At 70.1% G+C, this 20,859-nt stretch carries 17 protein-coding genes and 1 tRNA gene; 5 read left to right on the plus strand and 13 right to left on the minus strand.

Annotated features, from left to right (window positions below; all coding sequences use genetic code 11):
• Window positions 1–112 precede the first annotated feature (112 nt).
• The 5 genes from R2740_RS15470 to rplJ form a co-directional block, all read right to left on the minus strand.
• On the minus strand, window positions 113–4,000 hold the full coding sequence (locus R2740_RS15470; RefSeq protein WP_371303591.1) for a DNA-directed RNA polymerase subunit beta': 3,888 nt from the start codon (window positions 3,998–4,000) through the stop codon (window positions 113–115).
• A gap of 120 nt (window positions 4,001–4,120) precedes the next feature.
• On the minus strand, window positions 4,121–7,585 hold the full coding sequence (gene rpoB, locus R2740_RS15475) for a DNA-directed RNA polymerase subunit beta (protein WP_371303592.1): 3,465 nt from the start codon (window positions 7,583–7,585) through the stop codon (window positions 4,121–4,123).
• A 279-nt stretch (window positions 7,586–7,864) separates the two neighbouring features.
• Window positions 7,865–9,196: an aspartate aminotransferase family protein gene (locus R2740_RS15480; protein ID WP_371303593.1), complete on the minus strand. Its 1,332-nt coding sequence runs from the start codon at window positions 9,194–9,196 to the stop codon at window positions 7,865–7,867.
• Between the two features lie 145 nt (window positions 9,197–9,341).
• Complete coding sequence (gene rplL, locus R2740_RS15485) at window positions 9,342–9,740, minus strand: 50S ribosomal protein L7/L12 (RefSeq protein WP_371303594.1); 399 nt, start codon at window positions 9,738–9,740, stop codon at window positions 9,342–9,344.
• Between the two features lie 78 nt (window positions 9,741–9,818).
• On the minus strand, window positions 9,819–10,526 hold the full coding sequence (gene rplJ, locus R2740_RS15490; RefSeq protein WP_371303595.1) for a 50S ribosomal protein L10: 708 nt from the start codon (window positions 10,524–10,526) through the stop codon (window positions 9,819–9,821).
• A gap of 357 nt (window positions 10,527–10,883) precedes the next feature.
• Between rplJ and R2740_RS15495 the strand changes: the two genes are divergently transcribed.
• Entirely contained in the window at window positions 10,884–11,882 is a 999-nt protein-coding gene (locus R2740_RS15495) for a DnaB-like helicase C-terminal domain-containing protein (protein ID WP_371303596.1), read from the plus strand.
• A gap of 177 nt (window positions 11,883–12,059) precedes the next feature.
• Here R2740_RS15495 and rplA read toward each other — a convergent pair whose 3' ends face one another.
• The 5 genes from rplA to R2740_RS15520 all read right to left on the minus strand — a co-directional run bounded on the left by rplA (window position 12,060) and on the right by R2740_RS15520 (window position 14,752).
• Window positions 12,060–12,773: a 50S ribosomal protein L1 gene (gene rplA, locus R2740_RS15500; RefSeq protein ID WP_371303597.1), complete on the minus strand. Its 714-nt coding sequence runs from the start codon at window positions 12,771–12,773 to the stop codon at window positions 12,060–12,062.
• 110 nt (window positions 12,774–12,883) lie between these two features.
• Window positions 12,884–13,312 (minus strand): 50S ribosomal protein L11, encoded by a 429-nt coding sequence (gene rplK / locus R2740_RS15505; RefSeq protein WP_371303598.1) that lies wholly within the window; start codon window positions 13,310–13,312, stop codon window positions 12,884–12,886.
• A gap of 91 nt (window positions 13,313–13,403) precedes the next feature.
• Window positions 13,404–14,297, minus strand: coding sequence for a transcription termination/antitermination protein NusG (nusG, locus tag R2740_RS15510; RefSeq protein ID WP_371303599.1), 894 nt, complete (start codon window positions 14,295–14,297; stop codon window positions 13,404–13,406).
• Between the two features lie 37 nt (window positions 14,298–14,334).
• Entirely contained in the window at window positions 14,335–14,595 is a 261-nt protein-coding gene (secE, locus tag R2740_RS15515; protein ID WP_371303600.1) for a preprotein translocase subunit SecE, read from the minus strand.
• Between the two features lie 84 nt (window positions 14,596–14,679).
• Window positions 14,680–14,752 (minus strand) — tRNA-Trp (locus R2740_RS15520).
• Between the two features lie 184 nt (window positions 14,753–14,936).
• Here R2740_RS15520 and R2740_RS15525 point away from each other — a divergent pair.
• Genes R2740_RS15525 through R2740_RS15535 form a run of 3 tightly spaced genes read left to right on the plus strand, consistent with a single transcriptional unit; the run spans window position 14,937 to window position 17,900 of the window.
• Entirely contained in the window at window positions 14,937–16,169 is a 1,233-nt protein-coding gene (locus R2740_RS15525; protein ID WP_371303601.1) for a pyridoxal phosphate-dependent aminotransferase, read from the plus strand.
• Complete coding sequence (locus R2740_RS15530) at window positions 16,166–17,227, plus strand: adenosine deaminase (RefSeq protein WP_371303602.1); 1,062 nt, start codon at window positions 16,166–16,168, stop codon at window positions 17,225–17,227. Before R2740_RS15525 ends, R2740_RS15530 begins: the two co-directional genes overlap by 4 nt.
• 34 nt (window positions 17,228–17,261) lie before the next feature.
• Window positions 17,262–17,900 (plus strand): DUF4190 domain-containing protein, encoded by a 639-nt coding sequence (locus tag R2740_RS15535; RefSeq protein ID WP_371303603.1) that lies wholly within the window; start codon window positions 17,262–17,264, stop codon window positions 17,898–17,900.
• Between the two features lie 10 nt (window positions 17,901–17,910).
• Here the strand turns inward: R2740_RS15535 and R2740_RS15540 are convergent, their stop codons facing one another.
• The 3 genes from R2740_RS15540 to R2740_RS15550 are packed head-to-tail and all read right to left on the minus strand — an operon-like array spanning window position 17,911 to window position 19,770.
• Window positions 17,911–18,975 (minus strand): UDP-N-acetylmuramate dehydrogenase, encoded by a 1,065-nt coding sequence (locus R2740_RS15540; RefSeq protein ID WP_371303604.1) that lies wholly within the window; start codon window positions 18,973–18,975, stop codon window positions 17,911–17,913.
• Complete coding sequence (locus R2740_RS15545; protein ID WP_371303605.1) at window positions 18,968–19,369, minus strand: MaoC/PaaZ C-terminal domain-containing protein; 402 nt, start codon at window positions 19,367–19,369, stop codon at window positions 18,968–18,970. The genes R2740_RS15540 and R2740_RS15545 overlap by 8 nt, the downstream gene beginning before the upstream one ends.
• The gene (locus R2740_RS15550) at window positions 19,366–19,770 is read right to left on the minus strand and encodes a MaoC family dehydratase N-terminal domain-containing protein (protein WP_371303606.1); all 405 of its coding nucleotides are present in this window, start codon (window positions 19,768–19,770) and stop codon (window positions 19,366–19,368) included. Before R2740_RS15550 ends, R2740_RS15545 begins: the two co-directional genes overlap by 4 nt.
• Window positions 19,771–19,863: 93 nt before the next feature.
• Between R2740_RS15550 and R2740_RS15555 the strand changes: the two genes are divergently transcribed.
• Entirely contained in the window at window positions 19,864–20,814 is a 951-nt protein-coding gene (locus R2740_RS15555; protein WP_371303661.1) for an aldo/keto reductase, read from the plus strand.
• The last annotated feature ends 45 nt before the right edge of the window (window positions 20,815–20,859 follow it).

The raw sequence follows: 20,859 nt of genomic DNA on the forward strand, positions 1-20,859 counted from the left end.
AGTGGGACGACAGATCGCGCCACCACGTTGCCGCGACTCCCTGAGAGGTTCCCGAGAAATGACTCGACCCGGCAGCGGCTCTGCGCGAGCGGCTGCCGGGTCGAGGTGAGGCTCAGCTCTGGTAGGACCCGAAGTCGAAGTCGTCCAGCGCCACGGCCTGGGCGTTGCCACCGAACTCGTAGTCGTAGGAGTCGTAGCCCGTGACGGCGTAGGCCGCCGCGCGCGCCTCCTCGGTCGGCTCCACCCGGATGTTGCGGTAGCGCTCGAGGCCGGTCCCGGCAGGGATCAGCTTGCCGATGATGACGTTCTCCTTCAGACCCAGCAGCGAGTCGGACCGCGCGTGGATGGCCGCGTCGGTGAGCACCCGGGTGGTCTCCTGGAAGGAGGCCGCCGAGAGCCACGACTCGGTCGCCAGCGAGGCCTTGGTGATGCCCATCAGCTCCGCACGACCCGAGGCCGGCTTGCCGCCCTCGGAGACCACGCGACGGTTCTCCTCCTCGAAGAGGGTCCGGTCGACCAGGTCGGACGGCAGCAGGTTGGTGTCACCGGACTCGATGACCGTGACCCGCCGCAGCATCTGCCGCACGATGATCTCGATGTGCTTGTCGTGGATCGACACACCCTGCGAGCGGTAGACCGCCTGCACCTCGTCGACCAGGTGCTGCTGGGCACGGCGCACGCCGAGCACCCGCAGCACCTCCTTCGGGTCGGGCGTGCCGACCGTCAGCATCTGGCCGACCTCGATCCGGTCGCCGTCGTGCACCAGCAGGCGGGACCGCTTCGAGACGGGGTACTCCTGGACCTCGGAGCCGTCGTCGGGGGTGACGATGACCTTGCGGGCCTTGTCGGTCTCCTCGATCTCCACGCGGCCGGTGACCTCGGAGATCGGCGAGAGACCCTTGGGCTGCCGCGCCTCGAACAGCTCCACCACGCGGGGCAGACCCTGCGTGATGTCGTCGGCCGAGGCCACACCACCGGTGTGGAAGGTCCGCATGGTCAGCTGCGTGCCGGGCTCACCGATGGACTGGGCGGCGATGATGCCGACCGCCTCACCGATGTCGACCAGCTTGCCGGTGGCCAGCGAGCGGCCGTAGCACTTCGCGCAGGTGCCGGTGCGGGCGTCGCAGGTCAGCACGGAGCGGACCTTGACCTCCTCGATGCCGGCCGCGACCAGCTCGCCGATCTTGACGTCGCCGAGGTCCTCGCCGGCGCCGGCCAGCACCTCACCCGTCTCCGGGTGGGTGATCGCCTCCGCGGCGGTCCGGGCGTACGCCGCGGTCTCGGCGTTCTCGTCCTTGCGGACCACGCCGTCCTCGCCCCGGACGCCGATCACCTTCGGCAGGCCGCGCTCGGTGCCGCAGTCGTCCTCACGGATGATGACGTCCTGCGACACGTCGACCAGGCGCCGCGTGAGGTAGCCGGAGTCGGCGGTGCGCAGCGCGGTGTCGGCCAGTCCCTTGCGAGCACCGTGGGTGGAGATGAAGTACTCCAGCACGGACAGACCCTCGCGGAAGTTGGACTTGATCGGCCGCGGGATGATGTCGCCCTTCGGGTTGGCCACCAGACCACGCATCGCCGCCACCTGGCGGATCTGCATCATGTTTCCGGAGGCACCCGAGTCGACCATCATGTAGATCGGGTTGGCCTTGTCGAAGTTGGCCTCCATCGCCCGGGCGACGTCGTTGGACGCCTGGGTCCAGATCTCGATGAGCTCCTGGCGACGCTCCTCGTCGGTGACCAGACCACGCTCGAACTGCTGCTGCACCTTGGTGGCCTGGGCCTCGTAGCCCTCGAGGATCGAGGCCTTGTCGCCCGGGGTCACCACGTCGTCGATCGACACCGTCACCCCGGACCGGGTGGCCCAGTGGAAGCCGGCGTCCTTGAGCGCGTCGAGCGACGCGGCCACCTCGACCTTGGTGTAGCGCTCGGCCAGGTCGTTGACGATCGCGCCCAGCGCCTTCTTGCCCACCTCGTAGTTCACGTAGGGGTAGTCGGCCGGGAGGGTGTCGTTGAACAGCGCCCGACCCAGCGTGGTGTCGAGGGTGAGGGACCGGCCCTCCTCCCAGTCGGCGCCCATGTCGAGCGGCGGCACCACGTCGTCGAAGCGGATCTTGATCCGGCTCTGCAGCGTGAGCTCGCCACGGTCGAAGGCCATGATCGCCTCGGCCGTGGACGAGAACGCCCGGCCCTCGCCCGGCTCGCCCTCACGGTCGGTGGTGAGGAAGAACAGGCCGATGATCATGTCCTGGGTCGGCATGGTGACCGGCCGGCCGTCGGACGGCTTGAGGATGTTGTTGGTCGACAGCATCAGGATCCGCGCCTCGGCCTGGGCCTCGGCCGACAGCGGCAGGTGCACCGCCATCTGGTCGCCGTCGAAGTCGGCGTTGAACGCCGTGCAGACGAGCGGGTGGATCTGGATCGCCTTGCCCTCGATCAGCTGGGGCTCGAAGGCCTGGATGCCGAGACGGTGCAGCGTGGGCGCACGGTTGAGCAGCACGGGGTGCTCGGTGATGACCTCTTCGAGGACGTCCCAGACCACGGCGTACCGCGACAGACCGGACGTCGCCCGCTCCACCATCCGCTTGGCCGACTTGATGTTCTGGCTGTGCGACAGGTCGACCAGCCGCTTCATCACGAACGGCTTGAACAGCTCCAGCGCCATCTGCTTGGGCAGACCGCACTGGTGCAGCTTGAGCTGCGGACCGGAGACGATCACCGAGCGGCCGGAGTAGTCGACGCGCTTGCCCAGCAGGTTCTGGCGGAAGCGGCCCTGCTTGCCCTTGAGCATGTCGGACAGCGACTTCAGCGGCCGGTTGCCCGGGCCGGTGACCGGACGGCCACGACGGCCGTTGTCGAACAGCGAGTCGACGGCCTCCTGCAGCATCCGCTTCTCGTTGTTGACGATGATCTCGGGGGCGCCGAGGTCGAGCAGCCGCTTGAGGCGGTTGTTGCGGTTGATCACCCGGCGGTAGAGGTCGTTGAGGTCGGACGTCGCGAACCGGCCACCGTCGAGCTGCACCATCGGGCGCAGGTCCGGGGGGATCACCGGAACGGCGTCGAGGACCATGCCCTGCGGCTTGTTGTCGGTCTTGCGGAACGCGTCGACGACCTTGAGCCGCTTCAGGGCACGGACCTTGCGCTGGCCCTTGCCGGTGGCGATGGTCTCGCGCAGCGACTCGACCTCGGCCTCGATGTCGAAGCTCTCGAGGCGCTTCTGGATCGCCGTGGCGCCCATGTGGCCCTCGAAGTACTTGCCGAACCAGTTCTTCATCTCGCGGTAGAGCAGCTCGTCGCCCATCAGGTCCTGGACCTTGAGCGCCTTGAAGGTCTCCCAGACCTCCTCGAGCCGGTCGAGCTCACGCTGCGCGCGGTCGCGGATCTGCTTCATCTCGCGCTCCGCGCCGTCGCGCACCTTGCGCTTGGCGTCGGACTTGGCACCCTCGGCCTCGAGGGCCGCCATGTCCTCCTCGAGCTTCTTGGCGCGCTCGTCGAGCTGGCCGTCGCGGCGCTTCTCGAGGCGCTCGCGCTCCAGGCCCACCTTGTTCTCGAGCGAGGACAGGTCGCGGTGGCGGGCGTCCTCGTCGACGGCGGTGATCATGTAGGCGGCGAAGTAGATGACCTTCTCGAGGTCCTTGGGGGCCAGGTCGAGCAGGTAGCCGAGCCGGCTGGGGACACCCTTGAAGTACCAGATGTGGGTGACCGGCGCGGCGAGCTCGATGTGGCCCATCCGCTCGCGGCGCACCTTGGAGCGGGTCACCTCGACGCCGCAGCGCTCGCAGATGATGCCCTTGAAGCGCACCCGCTTGTACTTGCCGCAGTAGCACTCCCAGTCGCGAGTGGGACCGAAGATCTTCTCGCAGAAGAGGCCGTCACGCTCGGGCTTGAGGGTGCGGTAGTTGATGGTCTCCGGCTTCTTGACCTCGCCGTGGCTCCACTGGCGGATGTCCTCCGCGGTGGCCAGGCCGATCTGAAGCTGGTCGAAGAAGTTCACGTCGAGCACGGTGGCTGCAATCCTTCGTTCGTTCTGGATGTTCTAGAGGCTTGAGTGACCGAGGCCCCGCCTCCGCCGGTCGAGGTGGTCGCTGGGCGACCGACCCGACACCGCCGGAGGCGGAGGTCCTCAGACTTCTTCGACGCTGCTGGGCTCGCGACGGGACAGGTCGATGCCGAGCTCCTCGGCCGCCCGGAAGACGTCTTCCTCGGCGTCCTTCATCTCGATCGGGGTGCCGTCCTGGGACAGCACCTCGACGTTGAGGCAGAGCGACTGCATCTCCTTGACGAGCACCTTGAACGACTCGGGGATGCCCGAGTCGGGGATGTTCTCGCCCTTGACGATGGCCTCGTAGACCTTCACGCGGCCCGGCACGTCGTCGGACTTGATCGTGAGCAGCTCCTGCAGGGCGTAGGCGGCGCCGTAGGCCTCCATCGCCCAGACCTCCATCTCACCGAACCGCTGGCCGCCGAACTGGGCCTTACCGCCCAGGGGCTGCTGCGTGATCATGGAGTAGGGGCCGGTCGAGCGTGCGTGGATCTTGTCGTCGACGAGGTGGTGCAGCTTGAGGATGTACATGTAGCCCACCGAGACCGGGTCGGGGAACGGCTCCCCGGAACGGCCGTCGAACAGCCGGGCCTTGCCGCTCTCGTCGATCAGGCGGTCGCCGTCACGGTTGGGCAGCGTGGAGCCGAGCAGCCCGGTGATCTCGTCCTCCTTGGCACCGTCGAAGACCGGCGTCGCGACGAGGGTGTCGGGGTCGGCCTTGTCGACGCCGATCTCGATCAGTCGCTTCTTCCAGTCCTCGGCGCCCTGGTCGCCGTGGAGGTTGAGGTCCCAGCCCTGCTTGGCCAGCCAGCCGAGGTGGAGCTCGAGGATCTGGCCGATGTTCATCCGTCGCGGCACACCCAGCGGGTTGAGCACGACGTCGACCGGGGTGCCGTCCTCCATGAACGGCATGTCCTCGATCGGCAGGATCTTCGCGATGACGCCCTTGTTGCCGTGGCGACCGGCGAGCTTGTCGCCGACGGAGATCTTGCGCTTCTGGGCGACGTAGACGCGGACCAGCTGGTTGACGCCCGGGGGCAGCTCGTCGCCGTCCTCGCGGTTGAACTCGCGGACGCCGATGACCGTGCCGGACTCGCCGTGCGGGACCTTCATCGAGGTGTCGCGCACCTCGCGCGCCTTCTCACCGAAGATCGCGCGGAGCAGCCGCTCCTCGGGGGTCAGCTCGGTCTCGCCCTTGGGGGTCACCTTGCCGACGAGGATGTCACCGGTGGTCACCTCGGCGCCGACGCGGACGATGCCGCGCTCGTCGAGGTCGGCCAGCAGGTCGTCGCCCACGTTGGGGATGTCGCGGGTGATCTCCTCGGGGCCCAGCTTGGTGTCGCGGGCGTCGACCTCGTGCTCCTCGATGTGGATCGAGGTGAGCAGGTCCTCCTGGACGAGGCGCTGCGACAGGATGATCGCGTCCTCGTAGTTGTGACCCTGCCACGGCATGAAGGCGACGAGGAGGTTGGCGCCCAGCGCCATCTCGGCGTCGTCGGTGCACGGACCGTCGGCGATCGGGGACCCCAGCGCGAGCTTGTCGCCCTCGGTGACCAGCGGCCGCTGGTTGATGCAGGTGCCCTGGTTGGACCGGCGGAACTTGGCCAGACGGTACGTCGTGTAGGTGCCGTCGTCGTTCATCACCTCGACCGCGTCGGCGGAGACGTCCTTGACGACGCCGGCCTTCTCGGCGACCACGACGTCACCGGCGTCGACCGCGGCGCGGTACTCGATGCCGGTGCCGACCAGCGGCGCGTCGCTCTTGATCAGCGGCACCGCCTGGCGCTGCATGTTGGCGCCCATGAGCGCCCGGTTGGCGTCGTCGTGCTCGAGGAACGGGATCAGCGCGGTCGCGACCGACACCATCTGGCGCGGCGAGACGTCGATGTAGTCGACCTCGCTCGCGGGGATGGCGTCGACCTCACCGTTGCGCATCCGGACCAGCACCCGGTCCTCGACGAACTTGCCGTTCTTGTCGAGGGCGGCGTTGGCCTGCGCGATGACGAAGCGGTCCTCGTCGTCGGCGGTGAGGTAGTCGATCTGCTGGGTGACCTTGCCCTTCTCGACCTTGCGGTAGGGGGTCTCCACGAAGCCGAACGGGTTGATCCGCCCGTAGGACGCCAGCGAGCCGATCAGACCGATGTTGGGGCCCTCAGGGGTCTCGATCGGGCACATCCGGCCGTAGTGGCTGTGGTGGACGTCGCGGACCTCCATGCCCGCGCGGTCACGGGACAGACCACCGGGGCCGAGCGCGGAGAGCCGGCGCTTGTGCGTCAGACCCGCGATCGGGTTGGTCTGGTCCATGAACTGGCTGAGCTGGGAGGTGCCGAAGAACTCCTTCAGCGCCGCCACGACGGGGCGGATGTTGATCAGCGACTGCGGCGTGATCGCCTCGACGTCCTGGGTCGTCATCCGCTCGCGGACCACGCGCTCCATCCGGGCCAGGCCGGTGCGCAGCTGGTTCTGGATCAGCTCACCGACCGTGCGCATCCGGCGGTTGCCGAAGTGGTCGATGTCGTCGGCCGAGATGTCGATCGTGCCGGCCGGCGTCTCGAGCTCGGTGGCGCCGTCGTGGAGCGCGACGATGAACCTGATCGCCGCCACGATGTCGTCGACGGTCAGCGTCTGCTGGTCGAACGCCTCGTGCAGGCCGAGCTTCTTGTTGATCTTGTAGCGACCGACCTTGGCGAGGTCGTAGCGCTTGGGGTTGAAGTAGTAGTTGGTGAGCAGCGTCTGCGCGGCCTCCCGCGTCGGCGGCTCGCCCGGGCGCAGCTTGCGGTAGATGTCGAGCAGCGCGTCGTCCTCGCCCTGGGTGTGGTCCTTCTCCAGGGTGAGCATCATCGACTCGTACTGCCCGAACTCCTCGCGGATCTGCTCGGTGGTCCAGCCGAGGGCCTTGAGCAGCACGGTGACGTTCTGCTTGCGCTTGCGGTCGAGGCGGACGCCGACCATGTCGCGCTTGTCGATCTCGAACTCCAGCCAGGCGCCGCGCGAGGGGATGATCTTGGCGGTGTAGACGTCCTTGTCGGAGGTCTTGTCGGCGGTGCGCTCGAAGTAGACACCCGGGGAACGGACCAGCTGCGAGACGACGACGCGCTCGGTGCCGTTGATGATGAAGGTGCCCTTGGGGGTCATCAGCGGGAAGTCGCCCATGAAGACCGTCTGGCCCTTGATCTCACCGGTGTCGTTGTTGGTGAACTCGGCGGAGACGTAGAGCGGGGCGGAGTAGGTGAAGTCCTTCTCCTTGCACTCCTCGACGGTGTACTTCGGGTCGTAGAAGACCGGGTTCTCGAACGACAGCGACATCGTCTCGGAGAAGTCCTCGATCGGGGAGATCTCCTCGAAGATCTCCTGGAGACCGGACTTGCGCGAGACGTCCTCGCCTGCGGCCAGGCGGTCCTCCACGGAGGCCTGCCAGGCCTCGTTGCCGACCAACCAGTCGAAGCTGTTGGTCTGGAGGGAGAGGAGCTGCGGGAGCTCGAGGGGCTCGGTGATCTTTGCGAAAGAGATGCGGCGGGGGTGACCAGAGGTGGTGCGCGCGGCCAAGAGGTGTCCTTCGAAGGGTCGCTCTGGGAGATCGCCCGCTCACCATCCGACGGCCACCGGGCAGGCCGAAGGGCATTTGAGAGAGGGCGCGAACGCTCATGGTAACCCAGAGCAGGGCACACTTCAACACCGGAGTCAAGGGGCCTCGCGCCGGAACGCTGGCCGGCCTCCCGCCGGATGCCCAGAATGATGCGGCCTCGCGGACCTCAGGTCAAGCGGATCCACACAATGTCGCGGTCGCCGTGACCTCCTCGTGACCTGGCCGGCCGGGGATCGCGCTCAGCCGGCGACGTGGGAGTCGGCCACCGTCAGGGCCCGGTCGAGGATGTCCAGACCACGGTGGGCCTCGTCGTCGGCGATGTTGAGCGGCGGCACGACGTGGATCCGGTTGAAGTTCACGAACGGCAGCAGGCCCTCGGCCTTGGCGGCGGCGACGGTGGCGTTCATGGCGTCCGACGTGCCGCCGTACGGCGCCAGCGGCTCGCGCGTGGCCGGGTCCTTGACCAGCTCGAGCGCCCAGAACGCCCCCAGCCCGCGCACCTCGCCGACCGACGGGTGGGCGTCGGCGATCTTGGCCAGCCGGGGTCCGAAGACCTCCTCGCCGAGCCTCGCGGCGTTCTCGACCATGCCCTCCTCACGCATCGCTCCGATGGTGGCCACGGCGGCCGCGCAGGCGAGCGGGTGGCCGGAGTAGGTCAGCCCGCCGGGATAGGCGCGGTCGTCGAAGGTCGCCGCGATCGGGCCGCTGATGACCACTCCGCCGAGCGGGACGTAGCCGGAGTTGACCCCCTTGGCGAAGGTGACCAGGTCGGGCTGCACGTCGTAGTGCTGGAAGGAGAACCAGGCGCCGCTGCGGCCGAAGCCCGCCATCACCTCGTCGGCGATGTAGACGATGCCGTGCCGGTCGCACAGCTCGCGGACCCCGGCGAGGTAGCCCGGCGGCGGGGGCATGATGCCGGCGGTGCCGGGGATGCTCTCGAGGATGATGGCCGCGATGTTGCCGGGCCCCTCGAGTGCGACCACCTGCTCGAGATGCTCGAGCGCGCGGGCGCACTCCTCCTCCTCGGTCGTGGCATGGAACGAGCTGCGGTAGAGGAAGGGGCCGAAGAAGTGGACGGTGCCGGCGGACCCGTTGTCGCTGGCCCAGCGGCGCGGGTCGCCGGTGACGTTGACCGCGAGGTGCGTGCCGCCGTGGTAGGAGCGGTAGGTGGAGAGCACCTTGGTCCGGCCGGTGTGCAGGCGAGCCATCCGGATGGCGTGCTCGACGGCGTCGGCCCCGCCGTTGGTGAAGAACACCTTGTCCAGTCCGTCGCCGGCGAGCTCGGTGATCAGCCGGGCGGCCTCGGAGCGAGCGGCGTTGGCGAACTGGGGCGCGATCGTGCACAGCGCGGCCGCCTGCTCCTGGATCGCGGCCACCACGGTGGGGTGCTGGTGGCCGATGTTGGTGAACACCAGCTGGGAGGTGAAGTCGAGGTAGTCCTTGCCGGCGTCGTCCCACACCGTCGACCCCTCGGCGCGGGTGATCACCATCGGGCTGATCTGCGCCTGGGCGGACCAGGAGTGGAAGACGTGCTGGCGGTCCAGCTCGAAGGCGCGGCTCTCGTCGATCATGAGGCCATCCTGCCGCACGGGGTGTGGGTGAGGTAGGGCGGAGGGTGGGGGTTGAAGACGCGCACAGGGCGGCCACCCGGGTGGGTGACCGCCCTGCGGCGGTGCCTGCGTCGGCAGGCGGTGTCTCAGACGGAGACCGACAACGTCACTTGACGGTGACGGTGGCGCCGGCGCCCTCCAGGGCCTCCTTGGCCTTCTCGGCGGCGTCCTTGGCCACGCCCTCGAGGACGGGCTTCGGAGCGGCCTCGACCAGGTCCTTGGCCTCCTTCAGGCCGAGGGAGGTCAGGGCGCGCACCTCCTTGATGACGTTGATCTTCTTGTCGCCGGCGGCCTCGAGGATCACGTCGAAGGCGTCCTGGTCGGCACCGGCGTCGGCACCGCCGGCCTCGCCACCCGCGGCGGCGGGGGCAGCGGCGGCAACGGCGACGGGGGCGGCGGCGGTGACGCCGAAGGTCTCCTCGAACTGCTTCACGAACTCGCTCAGCTCGATGAGGGTCATCTCCTTGAACGCGTCGAGCAGCTCGTCGGTGGTGAGCTTCGCCATGGTGGCGTTTCCTTCCGTTCGGTGGTGCGGCGCGGGCGCGTCGTACCGGGTGTTCTCAGGTGGTGGTCCGCGGCCCGGTCAGGCCTCGGTGGGCTCCTCGGCAGCCTCGTCGGCGGCGGACTCCTCGGTGGGAGCGGCCTCCGCCTCGGGGGCGGCCTCCTCGGCGACGACCTCGGCGGGCTCCTCCGCGGGAGCCTCCTCGGCAGCAGCCTCGGGAGCGTCCTCGGCAGGAGCCTGGGCGGCACCAGCACCACCTGCGAGGATCGACGGGTCCTGCTCGGCCTTGGCCTGCAGCGCACCCGCGAGACGGGCGGCCTGGGCGATCGGCGCGTTGAGCAGATAGACGGCCTGGGAGAGCGAGGCCAGCATCGCGCCGGCCAGCTTGCCCAGCAGCACCTCGCGCGACTCGAGGTCGGCCAGCTTGGCGACCTCCTTCGCGTCGAGGGGCTTGCCGTCGAGGAATCCGCCCTTGATCACAAGGGTCGGGTTCGCCTTGGCAAAGTCACGCAGACCCTTGGCGGCCTCGACGACATCGCCGTTGATGAAGGCGATGGCGGTCGGACCGACCAGCAGCTCGTCGAGTCCCTCGACGCCCGCCTCCTTGGCGGCCAGCTTGGTCAGCGTGTTCTTGACCACGGCGTAGTTGGCGTTCTCGCCGAGAGAGCGCCGCAGTTCCTGCAGCTGCTTCACGGTGAGACCGCGGTACTCGGTCAGCACGGCACCGCTCGCGGCGCTGAACGACTCAGCGATCTCCGCAACGGCGGTTGCCTTCTCCGGCCTCGCCATGGGTCTCCTTCCGGACCGCGGCAGCTCGGCTGCCGCAGTGAGGTGGTCGAGACCTCCGGAGCCCGGAAAAGACGAACGCCCCGGACGCAGGGCCCAGGGCGCGAACTGCGACGTGACGCGCACGTCATCGGTGTTGCACTCTGTCACCTGCGCGGGCCGTCCGCTCTCGCGGAACCTTCGATCATCCTGCGGGCAGGACGACGACCGGCGGTCTCTGGCTTCAGCCGCCCACTGTACGCCGGCCCGTGCGGCGGCCCAAATCGAGGCCCGCACCAGGCGTCCGCGGAGTGAACGCCCCCGGCACGGGTTTCGCTGTTCCCCGGCGGCAGCTGGTCCAGTCATGCTGGAATGCTGGGCGTGGATCTCGACCTGAGCTCGTTGACGACCGTCCTCAACGACGTCGACGCGCGCCTTCGCGCGGAGACCGGTCCGGCCAGGATGTGGCCGACCGGGTTCTCGGCGTTGGACGAGGTCCTCAGCGGCGGGCTCCGCGGCGGCAACCTGATCCTGCTGACCGGAGCCCAGGGTCTGGGCAAGACGACGATGGCCGTGCAGATGTCGCGCAACGCCGCCCGCTCGGGCCGCCACGTCCTCTACTTCTGCTACGAGCACGACGCCCAGTCGATCCTCGAGCGGGTGCTCGCGCTGGAGATCGGCGAGCAGAACGACCCCCAGTCCGCCGACCTGGTGCGGGTGCGGCAGGCGTTCGAGGGCGTCGACCACGGCTTCGGCGGGCTCGCGGAGCGGATGGCCGACGTCCGCGGCGCGATCCCCGCCCTCGGCCGGATCATGGAGTACGCCGACCGGCTGCACGTCCACAACTCCAGCGGCAACACCACGACGATGACGGTGATCACCAACGCCGTCGAGCAGGTGTGGCGGCAGACCGGTGAGGCGCCGATGGTCGTCGTCGACTACCTGCAGAAGGTCAAGCTCGACGGCGGTTCGGATGTCGAGGCCGAGCGGGTCACCGTGGTGGTCGAAGGACTCAAGGACCTGTCGCTCGACGCGAAGGTCCCCGTGCTCGCCATCGTGGCAGCCGACAAAGAGGGCCTCGAGACCGGCAAGCGGCTGCGGGCCCAGCACCTGCGCGGCTCGACGGCGCTGGCCTACGAGGCCGACGTCCTGCTGGTGCTCGCGCACAAGTACCAGATCATCGCCCGCCACCACCTGGTCTTCGACTCCGGCGCCGCCGAGCGCTGGAAGGACTGGGCGGTCGTGTCGGTGGAGAAGAACCGCAACGGCCGCGACGGCGTGGACCTGGAGTTCCGCAAGCGCTTCGACCAGTCGCGCTACGAGCAGGACGGTTCGATGGTTGCCGAGAAGCTGGTCGACGAGCGGTTGTACGTCGAGTAGCTGCGGGCGGCGAGGGGTGACGTTTGTGCCCAAACGTCGTCATTTCGCGTCAGCGGGCTGCCATTTCCGCACAAACGTGGCCATGGCGGGCGATGCGCGGAGCCTGGTCGACTCCCGACGCACCAAGGCCCGCCCCGGTCATCCGGAGCGGGCCCTCGCGAGGTTCAGGACACCAGGTCAGGCGTCGTCCTCGCCCGCGACGTTGCGGGTGCGGTTGGGGTCGACCTGGACGCCGGGGCCCATGGTCGTGGAGACGGTGACCTTCTTGATGTAGCGGCCCTTGGAGCTGGCGGGCTTGAGCCGCAGCACCTCCTCGAGGGCGGCGGCGTAGTTCTCCGCCAGCTGCGCCTCGCCGAAGGACGCCTTGCCGATGATGAAGTGCAGGTTGGCGTGCCGGTCGACGCGGAACTCGATCTTGCCGCCCTTGATGTCGCCCACGGCCTTGGCCGGGTCGGGCGTGACGGTGCCGGTCTTCGGGTTGGGCATCAGGCCGCGCGGACCGAGCACCCGGCCCAGTCGGCCGACCTTGCCCATCATGTCGGGCGTCGCCACGACGGCGTCGAAGTCGAGCCAGCCGCCGGCGACCTTCTCGATCAGCTCGTCGCCACCGACGACGTCGGCGCCGGCCTCACGGGCGGCCTCGGCCTTCTCGGCGTTGGCGAACACCAGGACCCGGGCGGTCTTGCCGGTGCCGTGCGGGAGGTTGACGGTGCCGCGGACCATCTGGTCGGCCTTGCGGGGGTCGACGCCCAGCCGCATCACGACGTCGACGGTCTCGTCGAACTTCTTCTTGGAGGAGCCCTTGGCGATCTTGATGGCCGCCAGCGGGCTGTAGAGCTCGTTCTTGTCGAACGTGGACTCGGCCTGGCGGTAAGCCTTGCTGCGCTGCATGTCTGGTCTCTTTCTTCGGTGTGGTTGCGCCAGTTGTGGTCACCGGGCCAGCGCGGCCCTGCCACAGCGGTACGCCGGCCGCGACGGGGCGGCGGCGTACGAGGGGAGCGTCAGTCGACGGTGACGCCCATGGAACGGGCGGTGCCCTCGACGATCTTCATGGCGGCCTCGACGTCGTTGGCGTTGAGGTCGGGCATCTTGGTCTGGGCGATCTCGCGCACCTGGTCCTTGGTCAGCTTGCCGACCTTCTCCTTGTGCGGGACGCCGGAGCCCTTCTGCAGGCCGGCGGCCTTCTTGATCAGCTCCGCGGCCGGCGGGGTCTTCGTGATGAACTCGAAGGACCGGTCCTCGTAGATGGTGATCTCGACGGGGATGACGTTGCCCCGCATGGACTCGGTCTGCGCGTTGTAGGCCTTGCAGAAGTCCATGATGTTGACGCCGTGCGGACCGAGCGCGGTGCCGACCGGCGGCGCCGGGGTCGCGGCCCCGGCCTGCAGCTGGACCTTGACCAGCGCAGCGATCTTCTTCTTGGGAGGCATTCTCTTCTCTCTATCTCGTGGTCATGACGGGGGGCTTCCCCTGCCACTGTGTTTCTTGGTTCCGCTCCCGGGCACGCCCGGGAGCGGGGGCTCAGACCTTCTGGATCTGGCTGAAGCTGAGCTCGACCGGGGTCTCCCGGCCGAAGATCTCGACCAGCGCCTTGACCCGCTGCGACTCGGCGTTGATCTCGGTGATCGTCGCGTGCAGCGTGGCGAACGGGCCGTCGACGACCATGACCGAGTCGGACACGGAGAAGTCGGCCACCTCGACCGGCTTCTTGGCCGCGCCACCGCCGCTGGCGCCGCCGCCGCTGGCGGCCGCCGCGGCCTCGGCCTCGACGACCACGCTGGGCGCCAGCCAGTTCTCGACCTCGTCGAGGGTCAGCGGCACCGGCTGGTGGCTGTGCCCGACGAAGCCGGTCACCGAGGGGGTGTGCCGCACCGCGGCCCAGGACTCGTCGGTCATGTCCATCCGGACCAGCACGTAGCCGGCGTAGCGGGTGCGCTTGACCATCTTGCGCTGGCCGTTGCGGATCTCCGCGACCTCCTCGGAGGGGACCACGATCTCGTGGATGTAGTCCTCCATGTTGAGGGAGTGGATGCGGTTCTCGAGGTTGGCCTTCACCCGGTTCTCCATGCCGGAGTAGGTGTGCACGACGTACCAGTCGCCGAACTTGTTGCGCAGCTCCTCACGGAACGCCTCGAGCGGGTCGACCGCGGCGGCCTCGTCGGCGACGGGCTCCTCGTCGGCGATCTCGTCGGCGGTCTCGTCGGCAGCCTCGTCGGCAGCCTCCTCGGCCTGCTCGACGGCGGCCTCGACCTCGTCGTCCTCCACGTCCGACACCTCCGACACCTCGGGGGTCGCCACCTCGGGGGTCGCCTCCGCGTCCTCGGTCACCGGGGTCTCCTCGGCCTGAGCCTCGACCTCGGTGGTCTCGGGCTCGAACTGCTCCGACACGTCATGCTCCGTCGCTTGGTTGGTCATCTGGTCTTCTCCGCCTGCCCCGGCTGGCCGGCCGCCGTCAGCTGGTGCCGGTGCCGCTGGTGCCCTGGTCGCCGGCGAACACGGCGAACACGAGCTTGCCGAAGCCCAGGTCGAGCGCCGAGACCAGCGTCATCATCACCAGCACGAACACCATGACGACCACGAAGTAGGTCACCAGCTGCTCCTGCGTCGGCCAGACCACCTTGCGCAGCTCGGCCACGACCTGGCGGTAGAACGTCGCCGGGCTGGTGCGCTCGGGGTTGCGCGACGCACCGCTGCTCGTGCGGTTCTCCGACACGTCTGCCACCTTCTGTTCCGGTCTGTCGAGTCTGCTGGCTGCTGCCGTTCGGGCGTGGTGCTGGCCCGCCGTCGGCGGGCTTCGCAGGGCACGAGGGACTTGAACCCCCAACCTTCGGTTTTGGAGACCGATGCTCTGCCAGTTGAGCTAGTGCCCTCCGGGGCGCTCCACGCCTTCCGCCTCGACGGGGCCGCCCGGGGTGTGGGCAGCACAAAGCATGTGGAGAACCACCAAACGAGGAGTCTACGGGCAAGGGGATCGTCCCGTCCAAACGCACCCGCCGGTACGCCGGCCACCCGCCACCCCGCGGTCCCCCGCGAGACGCCCCTACGATGGGAGCCATGACGAGCACCAGCACCTCCAGCCCGCGCGACCGCCGCGTCTCCCGCCGGCTCGGCGCCATCGCCGAGTCCGCCACGCTCAAGGTGGATGCCAAGGCCAAGGCGCTCAAGGCCGAGGGGCGGCCGGTGATCGGGTTCGGCGCGGGCGAGCCGGACTTCCCGACCCCGGGTTACATCGTCGAGGCGGCGGTCGAGGCCTGTCGGGACCCGAAGAACCACCGCTACACCCCGGCCGGTGGGCTGCCGGAGCTCAAGAAGGCGATCGCCGCCAAGACGCTGCGCGACAGCGGCTATGCCGTGGAGCCGAGCCAGGTGCTGGTGACCAATGGCGGCAAGCAGGCGATCTACGCCGCCTTCGCCGCGATGCTCGACCCGGGCGACGAGGTGATCGTCCCGGCGCCCTACTGGACGACCTACCCCGAGGCGATCGCGCTGGCCGGCGGCGTCCCCGTCGACGTGCTCGCCGACGAGACCCAGGACTACAAGGTCACGGTCGAGCAGCTCGAGGCCGCCCGCACGCCGCGCACCAAGGTGCTGCTGTTCGTCTCCCCGTCCAACCCGACCGGATCGGTCTACACCGCCGAGGAGATCCGCGCGATCGGCCAGTGGGTGGAGGACCACGACCTGTGGGTGCTCACCGACGAGATCTACGAGCACCTCGTCTACGACGGCGTCGACACCGGCTCGATGCCGACCCTGTGCCCGTTCCTCGCCGACCACTGCGTCGTGGTCAACGGCGTCGCCAAGACCTATGCCATGACCGGGTGGCGGGTCGGCTGGATGATCGGGCCCGCGGACCTGGTCAAGGCCGCGACCAACCTGCAGTCCCACGCCACCTCCAACGTCTCCAACGTCGCGCAGCGCGCGGCCCTCGCGGCGGTCGAGGGCGACCTGACCGCGGTCGACGAGATGAAGACGGCCTTCGACCGCCGACGTACGACGATCGTCGAGATGCTCAACGAGATCGACGGGGTCGTCTGCCCGACCCCGCACGGCGCGTTCTACGCCTACCCGTCGGTCAAGGGGCTGCTCGGCCGCGACTACCCGACCGACGACGGCTCGGTCCGCATCGAGACCTCCGCCGAGCTGTCGGAGTACATCCTGGACCGGGCCGAGGTGGCCGTGGTGCCGGGCGAGGCGTTCGGCTCGCCGGGCTACCTCCGCCTCTCCTACGCGCTGGGCGACGACGATCTGGTCGAGGGCATCGGTCGGCTGCAGAAGCTCTTCGCTTGACGCGGCCGCGGGCGCTGGCCACCCTGCCCAAGGCCCACCTGCATCTCCACTTCACCGGGTCGATGCGGCACGCCACGTTGCTCGAGCTGGCCGAGCGCGACGGCATCGTGCTGCCCGACGCCCTGGTCTCCGAATGGCCACCGGCGCTGTCCGCGGCCGACGAGAAGGGCTGGTTCCGGTTCCAACGGCTCTACGACGTCGCGCGGTCGGTGCTGCGCACCGAGGACGACGTACGCCGGCTGGTGCGGGAGGCTGCCGAGGACGACGTCCGCGACGGCGGCCGCTGGCTGGAGATCCAGGTCGACCCCAGCGGCTACGCCGCCCGGTTCGGCGGGATCACCGAGTTCACCGACCTCGTGCTCGACTGCGTGCGCGACGCCTCCGAACGCACCGGCCTCGGGATCGCGGTGGTGATCGCCGCCAACCGGACCCGCCATCCGCTCGACGCCCGCACCCTGGCCCGCCTGGCCACGCAGTACGCCGGTCGCGGCGTGGTCGGCTTCGGTCTCTCCAACGACGAGCGGCGCGGGGCCACCGCGGACTTCGGGCCGGCGTTCCGGATCGCCCGGCGCGCCGATCTCCTGCTGGCGCCCCACGGCGGGGAGCTGCGCGGGGCCGACCACGTGCGGGTCTGCCTCGACGAGCTCCACGCCGACCGGCTGGGCCACGGAGTGCGCTCGGTGGAGGACCCCGCCCTCCTGGAGCGGGTCGTCGAGTCCGGAGTGGCGCTGGAGGTCTGTCCCGTGTCCAACGTGTCCCTCGGCGTCTATCCCGACCTCTCCTCCGTGCCGCTCCCCCAGCTGCTCGAGGCCGGGGCGACCGTGGCCCTGGGCGCCGACGACCCGCTGCTGTTCGGCTCCCGGCTGGCCGGGCAGTACGCCACCATGCGCGCCGCACACGACCTGACCGACGCCGAGCTCGCCGAGCTGGCCCGGATGTCCTTCCGCGCCTCCCGCGCCCCCGAGACCGACCGGCACGCGTGGCTGGCCGAGGTCGACGCGTGGCTGGCCGCCCCCGCGGACGACCACGGCGCGCCGCGGCACGCCGACGTCCGCTGACGGCCGCCGCCGTGGGCCTGGCACGATGGCTCCCGTGACGCCAGACGAGCCCACGAACCTGCCCGAGGACTTCCTCAAGGACCGCCCCGACTACACCCGGCCGATGTCCGCCGGCGACCCGTCGTCGGGAGCCGCCCAGGAGCAGCCCGCGCAGCCGCCCTACGGCGAGGCCTACGGACAGCCCGGCCAGCCGGCCTACGGACAGCCGCCCTCTGGACAGCAGCAGGCCTACGGCCACCAGGGCTACGCGCAACAGGCCTATGGCCAACAGGGCTACGGGCAGCAGCCCTACGGCCAGCAGGCGTACGGGCAGCAGCCCTACCCCCCGCAGCCGGTCTACGGCTATCCCGGCTACGGCTACCCGGCGATGCCGCAGGCGCCGTCCCACCCACGCGCCACGCCGGCGATGGTGACCGGGATCGTGGGCCTGGTCCTCGGCTTCATCTGCGGCCTCGGCTTCCTGGTCTCCCCGGTCGCGTGGGTGCTGGGCGTCAGCGCCAGGCGGGCGATCGACGACTCCAACGGCGCCTACTCCGGGCGCGACCAGGCGACGGCCGGCATGGTGATGGGCATCATCGGCACGGTGATCCTGGTGATCGGCATCCTCGTGATCGGGGCCATCATCGTCGCCGGCGTGACCAGCACCAGCACCTACGACACCGGCAACTACTGACCACCGACGCTCACAGCTCGACGCCGACCAGCACCGGCTCGGGCACCAGCCGGACGCCGTACGCCGACTCGACACCGTCGCGGATCTCCCGGGCCAGGGCGACGAGGTCGGCGGTGGTCGCCGCACCGCGGTTGGTCAGCGCCAGGGTGTGCTTGGTCGACAGGGTGGCGGGACCACCGCCGTGACCCTTGGCGAAGCCGGCATGCTCGATCAGCCAGGCGGCGCTGGTCTTGACGCTGCCGTCGGGCTGGTCCCACCGCGGCGCCTCGGGGGGCAGGTCGGCGGCCGCCGCGGCGGTGAGCACCGGGTTGGTGAAGAACGAGCCGGCGCTCCAGGTGTCGTGGTCGGCCGGGTCGAGCACCATCCCCTTGGCGGCACGCAGGCCGAGCACCGCCTCGCGGACCGAGGCCATCGGCGCGCGCTCGTCGACTGCGACGCCGAGGGCGCGGGCCAGCTCGGCGTAGCGCACCGGAGCCGAGCGGGTGCCCATCCGCAGCTGGAAGGTGACCTCGAGCACGAGGTAGCGACCCGGCTCGTCCTTGAAGCGGCTGTGCCGGTAGGAGAACCCGCAGTCGGCCAGCGCGAAGGTCCGCTGGGTCCGCTCGACGCGGTCCCAGGTGCGCACCGAGGCGATCGTCTGGGCGACCTCCTGGCCATAGGCGCCGACGTTCTGGATCGGGGTCGCGCCCACGGAGCCGGGGATGCCCGAGAGTGCTTCGACGCCGATCCAGCCCGACTCCACGCAGCGGCGCACCAGCGCGTCCCACGGCTCTCCGGCCGCGACCCGCACCACGGCCCCGCCGCAGACGGCGCCGTCGCAGTCGTCGATGTCGGGCGTGACACCGGACGTGGCCACGTGGACCACCACGCCGTCGAAGCCCCCGTCGGCGACCACCACGTTGCTGCCGCCGGCCAGCACCAGCACCGGTCGGCCGGCCGCGTCGGCATCGGCGACGGCGCGCACCAGCGCCTCCTCGGTGGTGGCCTCGACCCAGGTGGCGGCCGGGCCGCCGAGCCGCAGGGTCGTGTGGTCGCGGAGCAGCACCGGCTGCTGCGTGCCGGTCGGCTCAGGCACGCACGACGGCCTTCGGCATGCCGAGGACCTTCTGTCCGGCGCAGGTGACCTCGAGGGCGATCGTGGCGAGACCGTCGTCGACGCTCTTGACCGTGCCCGCGACGACGACCTCGACCCCGTCGTCGTCGTCGTGCACCACCACCGGGTTGGTGAACTTGCAGCCCAGCTCGACCACCTCGGCCTGGTCGGTCCAGGTGGCCACGGCGCGCGCGGCGAGGGCCATCGTGAACATGCCGTGCGCGATGACGCCGGGCAGGCCGACCGAGGTGGCGACCCGGTCGGACCAGTGGATCGGGTTGAAGTCGCCGCTGGCCCCGGCGTAGCGCACCAGGTCGGCGCGGCGGACGGCGTAGGTCTGTGGGTCGAGGGCGAGTCCCGCCTCCAGCGCGGTCATGCGTCGGCCCCCCGGTGCACCAGGGTGGCGGTGGTCGTGCAGACCAGGTCGCCCTCGGCGTCGGTGACCAGGCTGCGGGTGCCGATGATGTCGTTGCCGCCGATCTGGCGCAGCGAGGCCACGGTCAGCGTGGCGGACAGCACGTCGCCCGGGCGCACCGCCCGCTCGTAGGCGAACCGCTGCTCGCCGTGCACGATGCGGAACAGGTCGATCTGCTCGGCCTCGAGGAAGGCGTTCATCGCGTCGAAGGCGAGCACGATCGGGAAGGTCGCCGGGACCGGCCCGCCGTCGTCGTACGACGACCCGGTCGCGGTCGCGAGCTCGCGCACCTTCTCCACGGACACGGCATAGGGCCTGGTGGGTGGGTACTCCCGGCCCACCAGGGACTCGTCGATCGCCATACCGCCAACCTAGGGCACGGGCGCGACCGGCCGCACGCTAGCGTCGCTGGCGTGGAGCATCGACGACTGGGCCGGACCGGGCGGCAGGTGAGCGTGGTCGGGCTGGGCTGCTGGCAGCTCGGCGCCGACTGGGGCGAGGTCAGTGAGGACACCGCGACGGCCATCCTCGACGCCGCGGCCGACAGCGGCGTGACCTTCTTCGACACCGCCGACGTCTACGGCGACGGTCGCTCCGAGCAGCTGGTGGGGCGCTTCCTCGCGAGCCGCGGCGGCGCGGACTCCGGGTTCACCGTCGCCACCAAGATGGGTCGCCGCGCCGACCCGCACGTGGCGGACCAGTTCACCCTCGACCACTTCCGCGCGTGGACCGACCGCTCGCGGGAGAACCTCGGCGTCGACACGCTCGACCTGGTGCAGCTGCACTGCCCGCCGACCGAGGTCCTGCACCGCGAGGCGACCTACGACGCGTGCGACCGGCTGGTCGAGGAGGGCCGGGTCGCGGCCTACGGCGTCTCCGTGGAGACCGTCGCCGAGGCGCTGACCGCGATCGCGCGTCCGCACGTCGCCACGATCCAGATCATCCTCAACGTCTTCCGCCGCAAGCCCGTGGAGGAGGTGCTGCCGGCTGCGGTGGAGGCCGGCGTCGGCATCATCGCCCGGGTGCCGCTGGCCAGCGGCCTGCTGAGCGGGAAGTACGACGCCACCACGACCTTCGCCGCCGACGACCACCGGACCTTCAACCGGCACGGCGAGGCCTTCGACGTCGGCGAGACGTTCTCCGGTGTGCCCTACGACATCGGGGTCGCTGCGGCGCAGGAGGTCGCCGCGCTCACGCCGACCGGGGCGACGACCGCCCAGCTCGCGCTGCGCTGGATCATCGACCAGCCCGGGGTCACCACGGTGATCCCCGGCGCCAGCCGGCCCGAGCAGGCCCGCGGCAACGCCCGGGCCGCCGGTCTCGCGCCGCTGGACGCCGAGACCGCCGCCGCGCTCGCACGGATCTACGACGACCGGGTGCGGGAGCACGTGCACGGCCGCTGGTGAGACGCGCGCTCGTCCGAGGTCAGCGACCGCCCGAGGCCGCTGCCG

This window comes from Nocardioides sp. (assembly GCF_041393715.1).
Classification (GTDB): domain Bacteria; phylum Actinomycetota; class Actinomycetes; order Propionibacteriales; family Nocardioidaceae; genus Nocardioides.